Origin of the sequence: Nodosilinea sp. LEGE 07088 (genome assembly GCF_015207395.1) — a bacterium.
Classification (GTDB): Bacteria; Cyanobacteriota; Cyanobacteriia; order Phormidesmidales; family Phormidesmidaceae; genus Nodosilinea.
Genome location: NZ_JADEWX010000127.1, coordinates 1 through 18,515, shown reverse-complemented (window position 1 = coordinate 18,515; position 18,515 = coordinate 1). Strand labels below are relative to the sequence as shown.

Genomic DNA, 18,515 nt, shown 5'->3' with positions numbered 1-18,515 from the left:
AGGCAGGTGGTGGCTGACATGGTAAAGACCCTGAGATGATGCAATTTCAGCGTCTCATGTCAGCTCACCCTTTCCCCCTCGCCTAACGAGGTTTCAAGCCTTTTGCCTACTTGTGTCAGGCAGTCAGCATCGCGGCTCAACGTTGCTCATCACAAGGTACTCTCGTCAAATCTCGGGCACCTGGAACCGTGCCAGGGTACCCGCGTAGTGCTTCATGATGATCTCTGGAGAGTTGCCGACCCATTTGGCGACCTGCGACACACTAATCCCTTCCTCCAGACAGTGGGTGATGAACGTATGTCTTGCCTGGTAAGGCTTACGGTAGCGAATACCGAGTTCCTCCAGGACGGCAGACCACCCACGATTGCGAAAATTATGAAAATTCATAAATTGCCCCTCAGATGACGGAAAGACTAAGTCGCTCAGCTTCGCTTGGGGCAGTCGATGATCGGTCAATAGCTGTCGGAGTTGCTTATTAATGGGAAACTTCCGCTTCAGTTGCGTTTTGAGCCCATCCTTTAGCACTCGCCCCCGCACAGAATCCACCACGGCCTGATCAAAAATAATGTCATCGGTGGTGATGTGCTTCCATTGCAGACCCGCTGCTTCTGAGGGACGGCACCCGGTGCAGAACAAGAACCGAACCACGGGCGAGTAGTAGGCGTAGTACCGATTGTTTTCAAAGCCACTGATAATGGCTTGACGTTCTTCACGGGTAAACGGATCGATATCCGTCCTGTCTTCCGAAGTCTTGGGAATCTTGATGTCTCCTGAAAGCCCTTCAAAGGGGTTTTGATCGATCAAGTCATTGCGCTTGGCCCAGCGACAGCAGGATGACAACGCCTGAATAAACCGTTTCGCGGGATCAGGATTGAGGTGGGTCATAGCCCAGTCAAAAATCTTCTGAGCATCCTTGAGCTGCTTGTAGGGACATCGCCTTAGGTGAGAGGTGTTGACGCAGTACCCATTTCGCCAAGTGCCAGGAGCAACCACGGGCTCCTTGACCTCACAGAATTTTTCCCAAAGCTCAGGAATAGGTGGGGCCGTCGGCTTAGCCTTCACTGGCTCGGCGGGCGCAGTCTTATATTTTGCCAGGGTAGTATCAAAGTTGCCAGAAAGGATGTCTAGCTGAATTTGGCTGGCCCTCTGCTGGGCCACCATTCGGCCTGTGGGAGTATCGGGGAGCCCCACTGAAATATAATGACGCTCACCGCCATAACGAAATCGCAGTTGCAAACGGTCATGGGAAGCAATGACCTTCACGGTTCCTTTAGAAGCCTTGCCAGAAGGCGTTTTCGGCGTTTCGGGCGAATGCATAACAGTACACCTGCTCTTAAACCCAATTTACACCCAAAGTTGCCTAAAAACGCCCAAGTGAAGGATATGCTTACACCCAAAACTCGAACAGATCAGGTCATCTTTAGGAGGCTAACTCACCCTGAAACCCTTATCAATCAAGCATTCTGGCGTTTAAGCCGATGGCGGGATTTGAACCCGCGACCGCTCGATTACGAATCGAGTGCTCTACCACTGAGCCACATCGGCAAGAGATATTTACTGATAGCACAGTATAACAGGGCAATACTCCCGACAAAAAATTGCCTTTCATATTGCCTGTAAGCTAGAGCCCTTAGTGGTGCAGAAAACTTTTTTGAGTCTCATGTTGGACGGCACAGACGGCCAAAATAGCGACTGAAACCCACTGCCTTGGTTCAATCCCCTGAGCAATCTCAAATCTACGGTCTCGGCAAGAATCTTTTATTCATAAGGGTTTCAGGAGTTTTCTGCACCACTAAGCTACGCTTCTCTAACTTCGATCTCAAATCATAAGCACTATTCAGATCACTCGTTGCTTGAATAATTGTCGCGACCCGACGTTGCTATTGACAGGAGATGCCCGCGTTGTTCACGAGCACGTCAAGACGGTCAAACTCGCTGCGGATACGCTCTGCTGCGGCAGCAATAGAGGACTGATCTGTGACGTCGAGCTGAAGGGCGTGGGCATTCGCGCCGATGCTCTCTGCGTCAGCATACCTTGCACGCGATCGCGATCGGCCTTCCTAATGCCGCTGCTAACCCCCATAGTTTTGCCCGGCACAAAACGCGATCGCAGTTCGACCCGGCCCAAACCCCTTGCCCATCAGCCAATATAAGATAAACAAGGATTTCCGAGCTCATCCTTTCGATAATGTGAAATTCATCAGGATGGATCTAAGGTAAAACAGTCCTGTCAGGAATCGTGCGCTATGACTTCCGCTACTGACAGACCTCAGCCCACCCCCCCGGCCTCAGGCGAAGAAAAAACGACCGGCCTAGGAACCTTTGGTGGTGTCTTTACCCCCTCAATGCCGAGAGCGTGGTCAGCGCCTTTGGCTTTCTCGACCAGCTCTACGTGGCCTTAGGCGTCACCGTGCTGGTGGCGGTGCTGGCGATCACCTCCGCCGAGATCGCGGTCAAGGCGCAGTACTTTATCATGGCGGCGATCGCCCTATCGCTAGTGTCTTTGGCCCTTGGTGCGCCCCTGTCAGACACCCAGGTCGAAATGTGGGGCGTCCCCCAGGGCGAGCCCTTCTGGCAGGTGTTTGCGGTCTTTTTCCCGGCGGTGACCGGCATTATGGCCGGGGTCAACATGTCGGGCGATCTAAAAAACCCCAGCCAGTCGATTCCCACCGGTACCCTGGCGGCGGTGGGCACCGGCTACGCGATCTATATGATCTTGCCAGTGTTTTTGGCCTCCCGAGCCGATGCCGCCACCCTGGTATCTGACCCGCTGGTGATGCAGCGGATCGCGGCGTGGGGCCCGGCAATTTTGCTGGGGGTGTGGGGCGCTACCCTCTCTAGCGCCATCGGCAGCATTTTGGGCGCACCTCGGGTGCTGCAAGCCCTGGCTCGCGACGGGGTGCTGCCCAGCTGGCTGAGCTTTTTGGGCAAGGGCAGCGGCGCCAACGACGAGCCCCGCATGGGTACTGCCGTCACCCTGGGCATTGTGATCGCGGCGGTGTGCGTGGGCGATCTCAACCTGATTGCCCCGGTGCTGACTATGTTCTTTCTCACCACTTACCTGGTGCTCAACGTGTCGGCAGGTCTGGAAGGGTTTTTGAACAGCCCCTCGTTTCGACCGCTGTTTAAGGTGCACTGGTCGCTGTCAGCCCTGGGGGCGCTAGGCTGCCTGGGGGTGATGTTTTTGATCAACCCCATCGCCACCCTGCTAGCTGGGGCGATCGTAGCCAGCATCTTTTTTTGGCTCCAGCGGCAAGAGCTGCAATCTGCCTGGGGAGACGTGCGACGGGGCATTTGGATGCTGCTGCTGCGCACCAGTCTGTTTCAGCTGGGCAATAGCCCCGACGCCAAAAACTGGCGGCCCAATTTTTTAGTGCTGTCGGGCTCCCCTATGCAGCGCTGGGGCCTGATTGAGTTTGCCAACGCCCTCAGCCACAACCGGGGTCTGTTTACGGTGACCAGCATTTTGCCGACCGGCTCTCGGGGGGTGGCCCAGCAAAAAGATATGGAAGCGACCATCAGCAACTACCTGCTCAAGCGGGGGGTGCAGGCGCTGGTGCGGGTGCTAACCGCCCCCGACCCCTACGAGGGAGCCGAGCGCCTGGTAGAGATCTACGGCCTGGGCCAGGTGATGCCCGATACGGTGCTGATGGGCAACAGCAAAGACCTCGAAAGCCGCGATCGCTACTGCAACCTGATCACTCGCCTGCACCAGGCCGAGCGCAACGTTGTGATCTTCCGCGAGGCCGAGGCTGAGTCGCCGCGACCGCGCCGCTCCTATCGTCAGATTGATGTGTGGTGGGGCGGCCTCAACCTGAACGGCAGCCTGATGTTGATTTTGGCCGATTTGCTGCGAGCAGATATTGACTGGCGCGAGGCCAAGCTCTACCTCAAGCTCGTCGTGCCCGATGAAACAGCGGCTGATCAGGCTCGCCATAACCTCGATCGCCTCACCGACGATCTGAGAATTCGGGCCGAACTCAGCGTGCTGGTAGCAAACGGGCGACCCTTTGAAGCGATTCTTCAGGAGGCGTCTAGCTCCGCCGATCGCGTCTTTATCGGCATGGCCCTGCCCGATGACGACTTCCCCGGCTATTATGAACGGCTACAGGCTCGGGTGGCCGGGTTGCCCTCCACGGTGTTTGTGTTAGCTGCCCCTGAGTTTAGATTTACCAACGTGCTGGCCGAAGACTGACGACTGACCAGCCACCAGGCCGTGCCTGGCAGAGGGAAATGGCTGTTTTGGCCTGCACTACCGGCGCGCGCTCGATACCTGTGGACGGTGAGCGATTGCTAGCCGTCCTACCCTGAGCAATTGCTAGAATGCAGGCGTAGTTCAAGCATCGCGAGGTCAATTTGATGATGCGCCTTATGATAGCCGCTGCATTGGTAACTGCATCGACATTGAGCCTAGCCGGGTTAGCCTGGGCCGATCGTCAGCAGGCTTTAGACGAGACCCATCCTGTGATTGCCCAGCTGGCGTTGCGCGATCGCATCGTTACTATTACCGCCGCCCCCCAAGGTCGTCTCTACGCGATCGCCGATGAGACCGGCGAGATTTTAAGCGCTGGACTGACCGAGGAGCAGCTTACCGAGCAATACCCAGAACTCGCTGACCTGCTACAGCCTGCGATTGCTGAGGATGGGACAGGCTTGTTCATGCTGGCCCCAGTCATAGATTAAGACGATCAGAAGTTTCCTCGCGCAGAGCCTACTCCGCTACTCTTGCAGCAGCTCCCCAACTTGCAACAGCATTGATTGTGCCAACCCCTAGCGGCAAAGCGAAGTAGGCCCATCTTTAAAGCGTGCTTGACCATTTTGCCGATGGCTGTAGCCACAAAAAAGCGGGAACCGGAGTTCCCGCTAGAGGCTGTGTTATTGAGGTTGAGGGAGAAACATTGGAAGAGACTTGAGGCTGACTAATCTTCGTAGATGCGGCACTCGGGGGCGTCGGGGTTGGCCAGGCAGTACTGGGCAAAGGCCGACTGTACGGTGCCTCGCTGTTGCTGATAGGCAAGCCGTAGCTCATCGACGACTTCCCAGGCGATCGCAACTTCGATGCTGCTGGGTTCGTACATGGCCGTTAACCGTCGGGCGTGCTCAAGGGAAGCGCGCATTTGAGTGTCGAGGGAAGGTCTGCGACTGGTAGAGACAGTGTCGGTGGTGAAAACAGCGGTGGTTGCACTCATCGGGTTGCTCTCGGTAGGTGGTCGTTTAACTTGAAATCACTATAGCCATAATCTACATGGATGGCTATAGCTAAAAGATATAAGTTTTTTCTATCTTTCATCAGGTTTTCTTACCTGTGCTTGCGTCAAGAATCACGCAGGCGCAGTGGATCAGAACTATGGCAGAGCCGCTGTCGGGTGGCATTGTCCACCCGACAGCGGCTACGATTGCTAGTTCAAAGCGGGCTCTTCTTTCTTGGCAGTTGTCTCAAGCTCACTCGGTGGCAAGCTCCGCCCCTCCAACGCGCCTGGGCTCGTAGCTTCCCCGCTCCCACGGCCTCAAAACTTGACTAACGTGATGAATCCACTGCCCGGCAGACCTCTGAGGAATACGGCTTGAGATTTGATATTGATGCCCCGGATTAGTTGTGTCAGGCAACCAGCCCTAATGGTCGCTGAGAAACATCGGCCAAATGGCCAAAGTTTTACGGTAAAATTGGCTTGCTTTAAAGTAATTCCAGCGAGAAACTACGGGCCACATAAGGTTTGCAGCTTCGAAGTTAGTTGATTGCAGTCATAGGATTTTGTCAGCCCCTAAGCATGAGAACCTATTTCTATTCACTTCTACAAAAATATCTTTCCCTTTTTATACTGCCGCAAAACTCTGTTGTCGAAGTCGATCCGACGACTGAGTTATTGGTCGGTGCCATGCCCCAGGGGAAAGTTGCCTTCCAAAGTAAACCCCAAGAAATAAAGTTAGCTATCAACTTCGCCAAGAATCAAGTTATTCCTGTAGAGGAAGTCTTTAATGCAAAACCAGACTATCTTGTCATTAGTGGAATCATTCACTATGAAAGAGACATTCAGCATCTGCTAGCCAACCTACACAAGATGTGTCATCACGACACGCGGCTCATAGTAACTTACTATAGTAGTCTATGGCGTCCACTTGCCAGCCTCGCCTCAAGAATTGGCCTCCGAAGTAAAACTCCAGAATTAAATTGGTTAGCCCATGAAGATATTGAAAACCTTCTAGAACTGGAAAGCTTTGAGCTAATCAGACTAGACAGCAAAGTATTGTGCCCTCTCTATATTCCACTTATAAGCCATTTTTTGAATCGCTATCTTGCGCCGTTGCCATTAGTTAGGCATCTTTGTCTTCTAAACATTGTAGTAGCCAGACCCCTAATAAAAAATGTAGTGGAGAAAATTCCTTCGGTTTCCATTGTTGTGCCAGCAAGAAACGAGGCAGGAAATATTGAAGAAATTATCAGGCGCATTCCAAAAATGGGCTCAAATGACGAGATAATTTTTGTGGAAGGCAATTCAACTGATGATACTTGGCAAGTAATCCAAGCCGTGAAAGAGCGTTGTGGAGATGAAAGACGTATCTCGATCGCTCAACAAGATGGCAAGGGTAAAGGAGATGCGGTACGCAAAGGATTTTCACTAGCACAGAATGAAATTTTGATGATTTTGGATGCGGATATGACCGTTCCGCCTGAGGATCTAGCTAAATTCTATCGTGCCATTAAGGATGGAAAAGGTGAATTCATTAATGGTACCCGACTGGTTTACCCAATGGAGAAGAAGGCTATGCGATTTTTCAACCTTATGGCCAATAAGTTTTTCGCACTATCCTTTTCATTTGTGCTTGGGCAAAGGTTTAAAGACACGTTGTGTGGCACCAAAGTAATTAGTCGATCCAATTACCTTAAATTAGCTGCTAATCGGTCATACTTTGGCGATTTTGACCCATTTGGCGACTTCGATTTAATATTTGGAGCAGCCCGGATGTGCTTAAAAATCATAGAGGTTCCTATTTGTTACAGGGAACGCGTCTATGGTGAAACAAATATTTCCAGATGGCGTCATGGAGTCGTTTTACTAACCATGCTGCTTTTTTCGGCCAGGAAAATAAAATTTCTATAAGGATTTAAAGTGAGAGCATTGAAAGTGAGACACACCATCTCTCGGTCTTGACTAGAACACCAAAATTCAAATAAAAATTAAGCTCAGCCGATGATATACCTTTATAATATAGATAGGCTAAGGTTTTTGAGTGATTTACTATGGCGTTGAAACGTCTACTTTCTAAGCTCAAGTTATCAGAAGCACTGCGTATTCAAGAAGATCTAGATAATCCAGAAAATATTCATATCTTGAGAGATATTATTCAAAAAAAGCCTTTCTTATATCAGACCTATCAAAGCTTTTATCAGGATTTATTAACTCGGGCTCAGGCGATCGCCCCCAATGGCGAGATCGTCGAATTGGGTAGCGGGGCGAGCTTTCTCAAGCAAATGGCTCCGCATATTGTGACGTCCGATATATTGCCCTACGCCGGGGTCGATCGCGTCTTTTCAGCGCTAGATATGCCGTTTGCGCCAGACAGCGTCAGCGCATTTGTAATGTTAGATGTGCTGCACCATCTGAAAGACTCGCGCCAATTTTTTAATCAGCTGCGCCACTGCCTCAAGCCAGGTGGCAAGGTCGTCATGATTGAGCCAGCGAATACGGCCTGGTCACGGCTGATCTATACTAACTTTCACCATGAGCCGTTTCTCACCGACGGTGGATGGGGCTTTGATCAGGGCGGGCCCCTGTCGGGGGCGAATATGGCGATTCCCTGGATTATCTTTTGTCGCGATCGGCAACGGTTTGAGCAGGAGTATCCAGAGTTGCTGATTTGCGATCTTCAGATGCACACGCCGTTTCGCTATTTACTCAGCGGTGGCCTATCGCTGCGGCAGCTTTTACCATCCTGGAGTTACGGCTTAATTTTAGGGCTAGAAAAGCTCTTGACCCCATTTAATCGTCAGCTAGGGTTGTTCATGACGATTGAGCTAGAAAAAATAGAGACTATACCCAATTCGAACCGCATCACTCCGACTCCATAGAGGCCAAGTCGTAGAGGCACATGGCACTCGCCCTGAGGAATTGGGGTTAACCAACGATGGCAATAATCTAGTGATTACGGCATTCTTCTTCAAACCAGGATACGTAACGCCTGAGTCCCTCTTGCCAGTCTATGTGAGGCTGCCATCCCCAGGCCAGGGCCTTGCTGATGTCGGCATGGTAATGCAGGGGATCCCCAGAGCGCACTTCTCCTGAAAACTGGGGAAGGTCGTTGCGGTGCATCAGCGCAAATAGCTTAGTCAAAATGTCGCGCACGGTGACCTGCTCACCGTAGGCACCATTGACGATGGGGCAGGCTGAGGATGCATAGTCGGCTGCCTGAACCAGGAGTTCGGCGGCGTCAGAACCGTGAATCCAGTCGCGGGTTTCGTCGCCAGTACCAAAGAAGACTGTCTCATTGGCGGCAATGCGATGGCAGGCATCCCACAGGAGCTGCTTGCGAAACCCTTCGCCGTAGACCGAAAACAGCCGCACGATAATGGTTTTAAGCTCAAAAAACCGAGAGTATTCGGCAATGATTTCTTCGGCAATTTTTTTGTGCACCCCGTAGGGCGAACTGGGGCAGAGGGGCGCATCTTCTGAAATGGGCAGCCGCTCAACGACGCCATAGGCGGCTGCGCTGGATGGATAAACCAGAGCTGCATCGGGGCAGTGCAGACGCATAAATTCTAAAATAGCCACGGTGGAGTTGACGGTGCGCTGAAAGTCGACGTAGGGCGCGTTTACCGATGCCCCCACCGACGAGCCGCCAGCACAGGCGACAATTAAGTGAGGGTTGGCCTTCAGCGCCATCAGATTTGCCAGGGAGACATCGCCTTCGACCCAGTGGGAAAGGCCGTAGCTGTGTGGGTCGTCAGGGTTCCAACTGCCGTGGCCCAGGCCGACTACCTGCCAGCCACGGGCGGCCAGGGCTGAGGTTACATATCGCCCTACGGCCCCCAAGCCCCCGGTTACCAGTGCCGTCTTTTGGTTCATGAACTCACGTTTTACTGTAGATATTGTCGTCTAAGGTGGCTACTCTCATCACCCTGCAAACCCTTATACCGCCGCCTGGTGGCTTAACGTCTCTGGAGCCTGTCGATCTAGGTGTAGCCGCGACCAACATTCGAGCAGGGTTAGTTTGTACATAAAAAAGAGATCAAACCTGCCTGGTTTTAGGGCCGATTGACTCTCTTCGATCAGGCCTTGGTGCACCAAAGAACCCCGATGAATGAGCGCGCTATAGCGATTGACAATGCTCTGCATCCACTCGTGGGTCGGGGGCGTAAAGCCCTGCTTTTTGCGAGCGAGCACCTCCGGCGGAATCACATTTTGCATCGCTTCGACCAGCAGGTGCTTGTGGGGTTGATGCCAGTCTTGCAGGCCAGCATTGCGCATCCCCGTCACCCGATCGACCAGCACAGGGTCGAGCAGGGGCAGCCGTACTTCAACGGAATGGTGCATGCTGAGCCGATCGACTAGGGCCAGACAGTTGGAGCGCAACCAGGTGCGGTTGAGCAGGCTGGGGACGGCAATGTGCAGCGGCTGGGTTAGGTCTAAGCTGTTTTTGTCGAGCCAAAAGGTGTCGGCAAGGCGATCGCACACAGAGCTAGGCATTAGCGCTCTGGCCCAGGTGTTGCCCTGGCACAGAGCGTCGTGAACGCCAAAAAAGTCGGGCTGATCGACCGGTTTTTTACCCCGCCAGCGGTGCCAAAACGGCACCGCCTGGGGCTGCCCAGCCAGAATCGCCTCGTTGCGAGTCATCGCCTCGCGCACCCATTCGTAGCCCCAAAAAAACTCATCTCCCCCCATGCCCGACAGTAAAACGGGGTAGCCCGCCTGCCGGGCCGCCTGGCTCACCGCGTAGTAGCCGTAGGCGGCGATGTCACCAATGGGGGTATCCATGGCGGCCACCAGGGTGGGGAAATCGTCGACCACGGCCCTGTGGCTGAGCTCTACTTCGGTAAAGCCAATGTTGAGCTGCTGGGCCAGGGCGGCGGCGACGCTGCGCTCGTCGGTGGCGGGGCGGCTGTCGTAGCCGATGGTAAAGGCGTGCAGCTGCTCGGGGTAGTGCCGGGCGGTGACGGCGGCCACCAAACTGGAGTCGATGCCCCCGGAGAGGGCCACGGCGACCGGCACGTCGGCGGTGCCCATCAGGCGGCAGGCCTCGTCGAGGCTGTGCTTGACCACGTCGATCGGGTGGGTGGGGTCGGCGGTGGCCTGGGCCATCTCCCAGTAGGGGAAGGGGGCGGCATTGCGGTTACCTGACTCGATCACCAGGGCATGCCCCGCCGGTAAAATTTGCACGCCCTCCAGGGGGGCCACGGGCTCGGGCACGTACTGAAAGGCCAAGAATAAATTAAATGCCTCAGGGGTCAACCGCTGCCGGGGCATGGCGACGGCCAGGCTCTGAAGCTCGCTAGAAAACCACAGATTTTGGTCGCTGTCTCGGTAGAGGTAAAAGGGTTTTTCGCCCATGCGATCGCGCGCCAATAGCAGCCGCTGCCGAGGACCATCCCACAGGGCAAAGGCAAACATACCCCGCAGCTGAGCCAGACAGTCTAGGCCGTATTCTTCGTAGGCATGGACGATGGTTTCGACATCGCTGCGAGAGGCAAACTGATGCCCCCGCCCTTGCAGATCGCGCCTCAGTTCAGCGTGGTTATAGATTTCGCCGTTACAGACAATGGCAATGTCTTTGGTTTCGTTAAAAATGGGCTGCTGCCCGCCCGCCAGGTCAATAATCGAGAGGCGACGCATGGCCAAAACCACCGGGTCAGCCACCACCATGCCGTCAGAATCAGGCCCTCGATGGATGAGGCGCTGGTTCATTTGGCCGACCACAGCAATGTCTTCTTCGCGCAGGGTCGATGCTGCGAGCAGCCCGCTAATACCACACATAACCGCAGCTCCAAGCTGTCACAATGGCCGACCAAGGGCAGAGCAAATCATAGCATCCTTCGCGATCGCCATGAACTGATGGGCCAGCTCCAACCGCCTAGTCTGATTGCGTTTAGCCGCCTCGGCCTCGCCCTCTGGGTCGGGCCCCTGGGCGAGTCTGACCCAGGCCTGGGTCAGACACTGCGCCAGGGCATCAGGTTCCCCGGTGGCATAGTGCCAGGCGGGAGCGTAGTTGTGAAGCTGCTCGCGGTGCACCGCAAAATCGGAGGCAATGATGGGTCGCCCCAGCGCCTTGGCATCTTCGATCACGGTACTCCAGCCCTCAAAGCGCGAGGGCTGCACCACCGCTGCCGCGGCCCTGAGCAGCTGAATTTGAGTCTGCCGAGGCACGACCCCCAACAGGTAAACCTGATCGCGCAGGCTGTGCTGGTCGAGGTTGTCTAACAGGGAGCGAATGTAGGCCGGGTCGCGCCGATCGTCTTGTTTGCCGGTACACACGAGGGGAATTGTGAGGCCCTGCTGTTTGAGAAGATTTAAGGCTGCAAATACGGTGATGTGGTCTTTGTGTCGCCAAAATTGGTTGGCCACGTAAAGAAATTTTGGCGGTAGATCAAAGGCCGCTAGCGCTGGTTGACAGTCTGCCTCAGGTCCGGGCCGGATAGTGCTGCAAAACGACCACACCCGAGGCTGAACAGTGGCCGCTGGGTAAAAGGTTTGAAAGTCGGTTAGGGCTGACTGGCTAGACAGCAGTAAAACCCCCGGGGAATTGGCGATCGCTGAGAAGTTGCGATCGCGCCAGGCTAGCTCTGTGGGCTCAAACAAATGGGGTAGATAGTGGTGCTGAAAATCTGGAATCCAGTAGAGGTTTTTGCGCCACCGCTGGCTGGTATCTAGGGCCGGGAAATACACCGTGTTGGGCTTGGCTCTCAAAAACCGATTGAGCCAGGGCTGTCGCCGTACCGCCGCCCGTAGCGATCGCCGTCTCAACACCCCAACCGCCTCCCAAAACGAGCTTTTGGGCTGATGCTCAACCACAGGATACTTGAGAATTTTCTGGGCCAAAGGCGTAGCGGGCGACGACAGAAAAACCAGCTCGATCAAAGGAAAATCTTGCGGGTTTAATTCAGATAGTATAGCCAGTAAATTGTCAATATAAATCGAGCCACCTAGCCAATTAGGATCTTCAAAATATTCAACTGCCAATGTTAAAGACGCTCGCCAACTATCTTCTTTCATGTATTTAAATCACCAATATCTTCCTCGAAAAAGATGTCTATTCGGCAGGAAAACATGCTTCAAGTTTCGGAGATATTATGGAATCTAAAACACGATAACCCGCAGCACTTAGATGAACACCATCCGTTGTGAATGAGTTTGATCCGCTTGTTGAGACTTTGAGAAAATGTGTATTTGAATCGACCAAATCAACTTTCTTATCTTGGGCTATAGTTCGAATTGAGTCATTTAGTTCCTCAATTAAAGCTGGGTCAAAGAAGCGATCGCCGAGGGGCATGTTTTCTGCTACCGGCAGAATGGTTGAAACTAAAACTTCACCTGAGCTTAGCTCGAGAGCTTTATTCAGCATTTTTTCATAATCTTTATTCCACACTTCTACATAGTTTGCAGTCAGGTTTTCGCGCTTCTTAGCATCGTTAACCCCAATCAAGATAACCATAGATCCTATATGCGATGGTTCTATGTCTCCCGATGCAATTCTTGCTTCCAAAACATCAAAAAAGGCTAATATGTCTGATACTGTTCCGCTGCCAAAGCCAGCATTTACAACTTTGCATTGGCCTATCTCTTCATTTAGCCATCCTTCAATAATGCTGTCACCTATGATCAAAACTCTGTCTTCATCTAGCTGAGCCAAGTGTGAATTGACCATAAATTGGCGAATCGAGATATGCTGCTGTGATGGGTTTATTTGTTGTTGCAGTAAGTCAGACTGACGCTGAAGTAACTCAGCTTGTCGTTGCGAAGAAGAGCCTTGCTGGTCTAATAAAGTACCTTGCTGGTCTAATAAAGCACCTTGTTGTTGTAGTAAATCTGCTTGTTGTTGTAAGAAGGAGGATGATTGATAGAGAACACTTCTAAGGCTGAACAAAAAGATGCTTAATACTATCAAAAAAAAGATGAGTAAAAATTGATTTACACGGTTTTTTGTATAAATCTTCTCCATGTAAAATCTTTTCAGGCGACCAAGCCTAATTCTACTCATATCTATTACTAATACGAATGAAATCACCAACCATTACAGTGTGAATCACATATGAGGTGGTTCAGGTCTTAAAAGAACATGTGAAGAAAATTTTACTCCGGCTTTGTGCATTTCGTGGATAAGAGATCTTCTGAAAAAATCTTTAAAGAGAAAGCAAGCCATCGAGCACATAGACAAAGCTATTTTGTTAATTCGACATAGGTGTTTAAACCAATCTGTCCTTCGCGGGTGTCTAGATTAGATAGCTCTAAATATTGAGAGACCCCGTAGTCAGAATACTCGACTTTAGAAAATCCCAAGTGTTTTGCTACCACCTCAAGCTCACCCCTAGCATAGAAATGGATATGATCCCAGAAAGCATAAGCCTCCAACTCCCCATGCCTAATTCTAGCCACGGTAGGAGGAGTATAGTGACGATTTAAAACACCTTCTAATCCTGGAAAGCTGAGACGCAAAACACCTCCCGATGCTAGGGTGCGATAGACTTCGCTTAAAAATAAAATCGAGTCTGCTTGGTTGAGATGCTCTAACAGATCTTCTGAAAATCCAAACCTTAAGGTGTCGTCGGCGAAGGGATGCTTGTCGAGTAGGTTGAGCGATCGATAGTTAGACGGAGTTGAGTTACTCATGTCGTAGAGGTCAACATTGAGCCAGCCATCAATGAAGTTGCCGCCGCAGCCATAGTTTACCTTCTGAATTTCATTGCCAAGCTGGCCGGTTTTCCTAAAGTCATCTACCGATTTATCATTGGGGTCTAAGGATATCTGAGGTTGCTTAGGATTGATCCAAATCCCTTCTTCTTCAGAATATTCAAACTTCTTATAATAATCAATCTTATCTTCCCAGTAGGGAATTTTCTCAAGTTTTTGCTTCATAACTGCTTGAGAAATCTCTCGCTCTTGCGCTAACGCTGGGGTCGTTATTTGTTGTTTAGTTCTTTTCAAAAACTTTTTTAGCATATTTGGCATGGCGCAGTCTCCCAAGGTGTATAGTTCAATGCGCTCTTACCAGAGTAATGGCATCTCGAGCGATATTACAGAATGAATGGGCCGAGTTCAATATGTAGCAGTCAACTTGTTGTTTAGCCTCCTGCTCAGCAGAGAAATTGGGGCCGGGCAGGAGTTGAGCCCACCGTTGTCGGAGGGTCTGGGCCAACGCAGTCGCATCCTCGGGCGGGAAGTAAACGCAGTGGGGCGGGGTTTGTTCGCGGTGGACGGACAGATCGGAGAGAAAAATCGGGCGACCTACGGCGCGCACGTCTTCGACGACGGTGCTCCACCCTTCAAAGCGCGAGGGCTGTACCACCGCCGCCGCACAGCGCAAGATACCCACCTGATCGCTGCGATCAATCAGCCCCAGAAACTGGATTTGGTCGGCTAGCCCCTGCTCCTCGACCAGCGCCATTAGGCTAGCGAAATGGGCTTCGTTGCGGCGATCGCGGGTGGCCCCAGTACACACCAGCGGAATCGTTAGGTCGTGCTCCTGGCGCAGTTGGGCCAGGGCCTTAAACACGGTGATGTGATTTTTGTGAACCCAAAACTGGTTGGGCAAGTAGAGGTACTTTTCTGACAGGTCATAGGTTTGCCGCAGGCTGTCTGCGTCCAGGTGGCCCACGGCTAGCAGCGAGTGAAAGTGCCAGACCCGTGGCGTAGCTCGATGGTCGGGGTAAAACCGCACAAAGTCGTCCTGGGCAGTTTGGCTACTCAACACCACGACTCCCGGCTGGGCGGCAATTTCCCCAATTGAGGCATCGCGGGCGGCGATCTCCGCCGCCGAAAATAGCTGGGGCAGGTAGCGGTGCTGAAAATCAGGAATCCAGCGGATCGTTTCGGCCCCGGGTACCTGGGCCCCAAACCCGGGATAGATCACATCGATGGCGGGCGGCGGCTTAGGCGAAAAACCCAGCCGCTGGGCCAGGCGTGCCGCTAAGCTCTTGGGCGATGAATTGACCCCAGGCAGCGACCCATTTTTTTCAGTAAAGCTGGCGATGATCTCGGGTGACCCCAGCAGCCGAATCTGGGGACGCTCCTGGGCGGGCAGCCGCGACAGACAGATAGCCAAATTTTGTAGATAGAGCGTGCCCCCCATCCAGTTGGGGTCGTTGATTAGCTCAATGCCGATGGTCAGTGGTAGCCCCATTATGATTGGCTCCCCTTACGCATCATGCTCTTCCAGGTTAGGGTATTGGCTATTTTTTTGACTGGGTTGAGGGTCATCCAGACCAGGGATTTGAGCTTTGGCGATCGCGGCTCAGGGGTGATTTTAAAGGTATTCAGGCAGTACCAATCGATCACGCTGGCCCGCCGCAAGATACCCTGCCCGACCAGGGTTTCGGCCGCTAGCCCGAGCCCCTGGCAGTCGCTATGGCGCACCGGGCCAGGGCACAGCAGCAGATACACCGGAATGCGAATTAACTTGGGGATGCGGTGGGGATAACACAGGACATCGACGCCGTTATCACGGATATCCTTGCCGAACAAAACGAAGATCTTGGCCTGTAGTTTGATCGTCATCACCAAGATTTGCACGGCCCGCCAGGCCCAGTAGAACGGCAAGCAAAAGGGCCTCAAGGGCGTTCTAAAGGCCAGATTACCGGCGACTCGTCGGCTTAGCCGGAGCAGATTGAGTAGCCGATAGGGCGCTGGTGCATGCCGCTGCACAAACCGCCAGTGATCGACCACATTGCTCATCGATCGCCGCGAAAACAGCTCTTGCCAGATCGCGCCGAAACCGACTACCCCCGCCCCAGGAATCAGGCCGGTTGCTTCGATGTGGGCCAAGAGGCGAGTGTCGTAGCACACCCCAAGCTGGTAGCCAGCTTGTTTCAGCCGATAGAAAAATTCGTAGTCGGCTAAATAGTGGGGCCAGTGGGCAGAATCTACATTGCCTGCGGTGCGAATCATCTCCAGGGGCACCAGGCTGCCGCGCCCTGGCAACACGTCTACGTCATCGCAGAAGGTCTCACCGGGGGCAAGGGTGGTTTTAACCGGAAACGTATAGGCGGGCCAGTCAACATACTCCCCGGCATCGAGAATGCGATCGGGGTCACGGCTATCGACGATCAGAGCCCCTACGGCGGCGTCATGGGTTTGGGCCGCATCCACCAGGGTGGCGACATAGTCGGCGGGGATGTCGGTGTCGTTGTTCATCATCAGCACATAGTCGTCGGGGTTTTGGCTTTGGCCTAGGGCATAGCTAATCCCCTGGGCCATTGACCCTGCCCACCACAGTTCTGTATCCGCCGTGAGGACGACTACCTCGGGATACTGGTCTCGTAGCGTTTCTACCGTACCGTCGGTCGAACCGCCATCGGCCACGATGATGGTTAGGGGCTGGTAGGTTTGCGATCGCAGCGCCTGGATGCAAGTCTCGGTAAAGTGCAGGCGATTAAAGACCGGTATGATGGCAAATACTTTGGGCTCAGCCAGGCTCCCATCGGCTCCGCCCGACTGGGCCGACCGGGGTGGACGCGCCGTGACAAACCTGCGGCGATAGACCTCAAAGTTACCCTCATCTAAGTCAGACACCTCATCTAATCGGCGGATTTCTAAGGCAAAGACGCTGTCGATAGGGATGGCCGCAATATCGACCGTTACCTTTTGGGTGACGCCATTGGCCAGTCGATAGGTGCCGACTCCGATGCCATCCAGCCGCACCTCAAGGTCACAGTCAGCCCCAGAATGCCCCGGCAGAGCAAGCTCGAACCTGAGCGTATCGGCCCCGGCAGGCCGCCGCAAAAACCAGCGCCCGCGCCGGTAGGCGGTGCGCCCCGACTGACCAGGCCCTCGCAAGCGCCAGCCGTTGAGGAGCTCAAACTTAGACCCCTTGGTACCGGGGAAGGGGAGATCGACATACTGATCTGGAATCAGGGGAGCCAGTTTTGCGATCGCAGACGTCGATGACAGCAGCCAATCCACATAGTCATCCGCCGACAGCAGCGGCTGCTCCTGGAGCCGCCCCGGTAGCGGCCAGACCGCTTGCAGGGTGACCCGCAGGGCGATCGAGCCGCTGCGGCTGGCCAGCATCTTCAAGTCCTGGGGAAACCGCCAGCGGGTCAGATCCGTCAGCGTTCCACCCGTAGGGGCGTTGTAGAGGGTGTGGGTGTAGAGGTCAACCGCCAGCACCGCCGCCTGCTGCTGCAAAAGCTCAGTGAACTCAGAAAACCGGGGAATGCCTTCATTGACCCCCAGCAGCACCGCCGGTTCGCGGTCAAAAATGCCCAGCTCAAACTGCTCGGAGGCCCCAGAGGGTCGAAACGAGTCACAGGTCGTCACCAACGCTCCCCCCGGGCGCAGCACCCGCAGGGCTTCAGACAGAGCCGCCGGAATATCGCGCATGTGGTGCAGGGCGGCATTGCAGAAAACAGCGTCAAAACTGCCCGTCTGAAAGGGGAGGAAGTGAGAAAATCCACCGATCCAGCGAATATGGGGGAAGTTGATGTGGCCAGCCTCAGCCAGCAGAGGAGAAAACTCCAGCGCCGTCACCGCAGCGCCCCGCATAGCCAGGCGATGACTATCGAAGCCCAAACCGGCCCCAATGTCTAAGACCTTTGCCCCGTGGAGATCGACATTTTCGAGCAGACGGGTCACCTCTAGCCATTCGCCATAGCGATTGAGAAAGTAGGGGGAAGCGACGTCTGGGTTGCTGGCGGCAAAGGCCTGACGATCCGCCGCCCGATGGTAGGCGGCTAGGGTCTGCTCCCAATGCTCGACCACAGCGGGGGTGATGCCAAACTTACCCCGATTGTCGATATTGGCAGCAATTTCGATCAGCCCCAGAACATCTTCCTGCTCAAAGTGACCTAGAAAAGGAACCCCTAAGACCGTGGTGAAGGTGCGATCGCACTGGGCACATCGCAGGGTCTCAGCCACATCCTCAGATTCGACAATCGGCCCACCGCCACAACAGATACAGCGCAAATCGGCTAGGTGCATCGCGTTACCCACAGGCAGGCTCCTCCGTTGATGCGTCAATGACTTGGCCCTGCTGATCGATGATGAGAAAATTGATCAACCCCGACCAGGGGTAAGAGACAAAAAACAAGTCGCGATTGCGCTCAAAGAAATCTTGAAAAGCATTGAGATAATCGCTGTGTAGTGCATTAAAGAATTCATTGCCCAGATCGCGCCGTTCCCTAGGGTTCCACTCGACCAGCACCAGGGTATCGCCCTGCACCAGGCCATGCCAGCGGTGGTGATTGGGCAAGCGGGTGAAGTTAAACATCACGTCCGACAGCCGGGTGGGTACCTCAATGTCTGTCTCTTATACACCTCTTACGCTGCCGACGATAAGGCATATGTTACTGTTCGTTGTTGGTGTGTCGTTAC

14 protein-coding genes, 1 tRNA gene and 1 pseudogene are annotated in these 18,515 nt (G+C 53.7%); 4 read left to right on the top strand and 12 right to left on the bottom strand.

What is annotated here, in order from left to right:
• Positions 1–165: 165 nt before the first annotated feature.
• The 3 genes and pseudogenes from IQ254_RS22125 to IQ254_RS33820 all read right to left on the bottom strand — a co-directional run.
• Positions 166–1,263, bottom strand: coding sequence for a tyrosine-type recombinase/integrase (locus IQ254_RS22125; RefSeq protein ID WP_313887529.1), 1,098 nt, complete (start codon positions 1,261–1,263; stop codon positions 166–168).
• A gap of 210 nt (positions 1,264–1,473) precedes the next feature.
• Positions 1,474–1,545 (bottom strand) — tRNA-Thr (locus IQ254_RS22120).
• Positions 1,546–1,889: 344 nt separating this feature from the next.
• A pseudogene (locus tag IQ254_RS33820) lies at positions 1,890–2,030 on the bottom strand (SDR family NAD(P)-dependent oxidoreductase); the annotation flags it as partial.
• Between the two features lie 326 nt (positions 2,031–2,356).
• Here IQ254_RS33820 and IQ254_RS22110 point away from each other — a divergent pair.
• A complete protein-coding gene (locus tag IQ254_RS22110) occupies positions 2,357–4,195 on the top strand; it encodes an amino acid permease (RefSeq protein ID WP_193968322.1) in 1,839 nt (612 codons plus the stop codon).
• 164 nt (positions 4,196–4,359) lie between these two features.
• Positions 4,360–4,683 carry a hypothetical protein gene (locus IQ254_RS22105; protein ID WP_193968321.1) on the top strand — a complete coding sequence of 108 codons (324 nt, stop codon included), beginning with the start codon at positions 4,360–4,362 and terminating at the stop codon, positions 4,681–4,683.
• 236 nt (positions 4,684–4,919) lie between these two features.
• Here IQ254_RS22105 and IQ254_RS22100 read toward each other — a convergent pair whose 3' ends face one another.
• On the bottom strand, positions 4,920–5,189 hold the full coding sequence (locus IQ254_RS22100) for a Calvin cycle protein CP12 (RefSeq protein ID WP_193968320.1): 270 nt from the start codon (positions 5,187–5,189) through the stop codon (positions 4,920–4,922).
• Positions 5,190–5,768: 579 nt separating this feature from the next.
• Between IQ254_RS22100 and IQ254_RS22095 the strand changes: the two genes are divergently transcribed.
• Both IQ254_RS22095 and IQ254_RS22090 read left to right on the top strand, forming a co-directional pair.
• Positions 5,769–7,100 carry a glycosyltransferase family 2 protein gene (locus tag IQ254_RS22095; protein ID WP_193968319.1) on the top strand — a complete coding sequence of 444 codons (1,332 nt, stop codon included), beginning with the start codon at positions 5,769–5,771 and terminating at the stop codon, positions 7,098–7,100.
• A 140-nt stretch (positions 7,101–7,240) separates the two neighbouring features.
• Entirely contained in the window at positions 7,241–8,068 is an 828-nt protein-coding gene (locus tag IQ254_RS22090; protein ID WP_193968318.1) for a class I SAM-dependent methyltransferase, read from the top strand.
• Between the two features lie 67 nt (positions 8,069–8,135).
• Here the strand turns inward: IQ254_RS22090 and IQ254_RS22085 are convergent, their stop codons facing one another.
• The 8 genes from IQ254_RS22085 to IQ254_RS22050 all read right to left on the bottom strand — a co-directional run bounded on the left by IQ254_RS22085 (position 8,136) and on the right by IQ254_RS22050 (position 18,411).
• Positions 8,136–9,062: an NAD(P)-dependent oxidoreductase gene (locus IQ254_RS22085; RefSeq protein ID WP_193968317.1), complete on the bottom strand. Its 927-nt coding sequence runs from the start codon at positions 9,060–9,062 to the stop codon at positions 8,136–8,138.
• Between the two features lie 63 nt (positions 9,063–9,125).
• Positions 9,126–10,967 (bottom strand): asparagine synthase (glutamine-hydrolyzing), encoded by a 1,842-nt coding sequence (gene asnB / locus IQ254_RS22080; RefSeq protein WP_193968316.1) that lies wholly within the window; start codon positions 10,965–10,967, stop codon positions 9,126–9,128.
• An 18-nt stretch (positions 10,968–10,985) separates the two neighbouring features.
• The gene (locus tag IQ254_RS22075) at positions 10,986–12,068 is read right to left on the bottom strand and encodes a glycosyltransferase (protein ID WP_228040984.1); all 1,083 of its coding nucleotides are present in this window, start codon (positions 12,066–12,068) and stop codon (positions 10,986–10,988) included.
• Between the two features lie 172 nt (positions 12,069–12,240).
• Positions 12,241–13,149, bottom strand: coding sequence for a GDSL-type esterase/lipase family protein (locus IQ254_RS22070; protein ID WP_193968314.1), 909 nt, complete (start codon positions 13,147–13,149; stop codon positions 12,241–12,243).
• A gap of 218 nt (positions 13,150–13,367) precedes the next feature.
• Positions 13,368–14,156, bottom strand: coding sequence for a hypothetical protein (locus IQ254_RS22065; RefSeq protein WP_193968313.1), 789 nt, complete (start codon positions 14,154–14,156; stop codon positions 13,368–13,370).
• 25 nt (positions 14,157–14,181) lie between these two features.
• A complete protein-coding gene (locus IQ254_RS22060) occupies positions 14,182–15,327 on the bottom strand; it encodes a glycosyltransferase (protein ID WP_193968312.1) in 1,146 nt (381 codons plus the stop codon).
• Entirely contained in the window at positions 15,327–18,134 is a 2,808-nt protein-coding gene (locus tag IQ254_RS22055; RefSeq protein ID WP_313887528.1) for a glycosyltransferase, read from the bottom strand. Before IQ254_RS22055 ends, IQ254_RS22060 begins: the two co-directional genes overlap by 1 nt.
• Complete coding sequence (locus IQ254_RS22050) at positions 18,127–18,411, bottom strand: hypothetical protein (RefSeq protein WP_193968311.1); 285 nt, start codon at positions 18,409–18,411, stop codon at positions 18,127–18,129. The genes IQ254_RS22055 and IQ254_RS22050 overlap by 8 nt, the downstream gene beginning before the upstream one ends.
• Positions 18,412–18,515 lie beyond the last annotated feature (104 nt).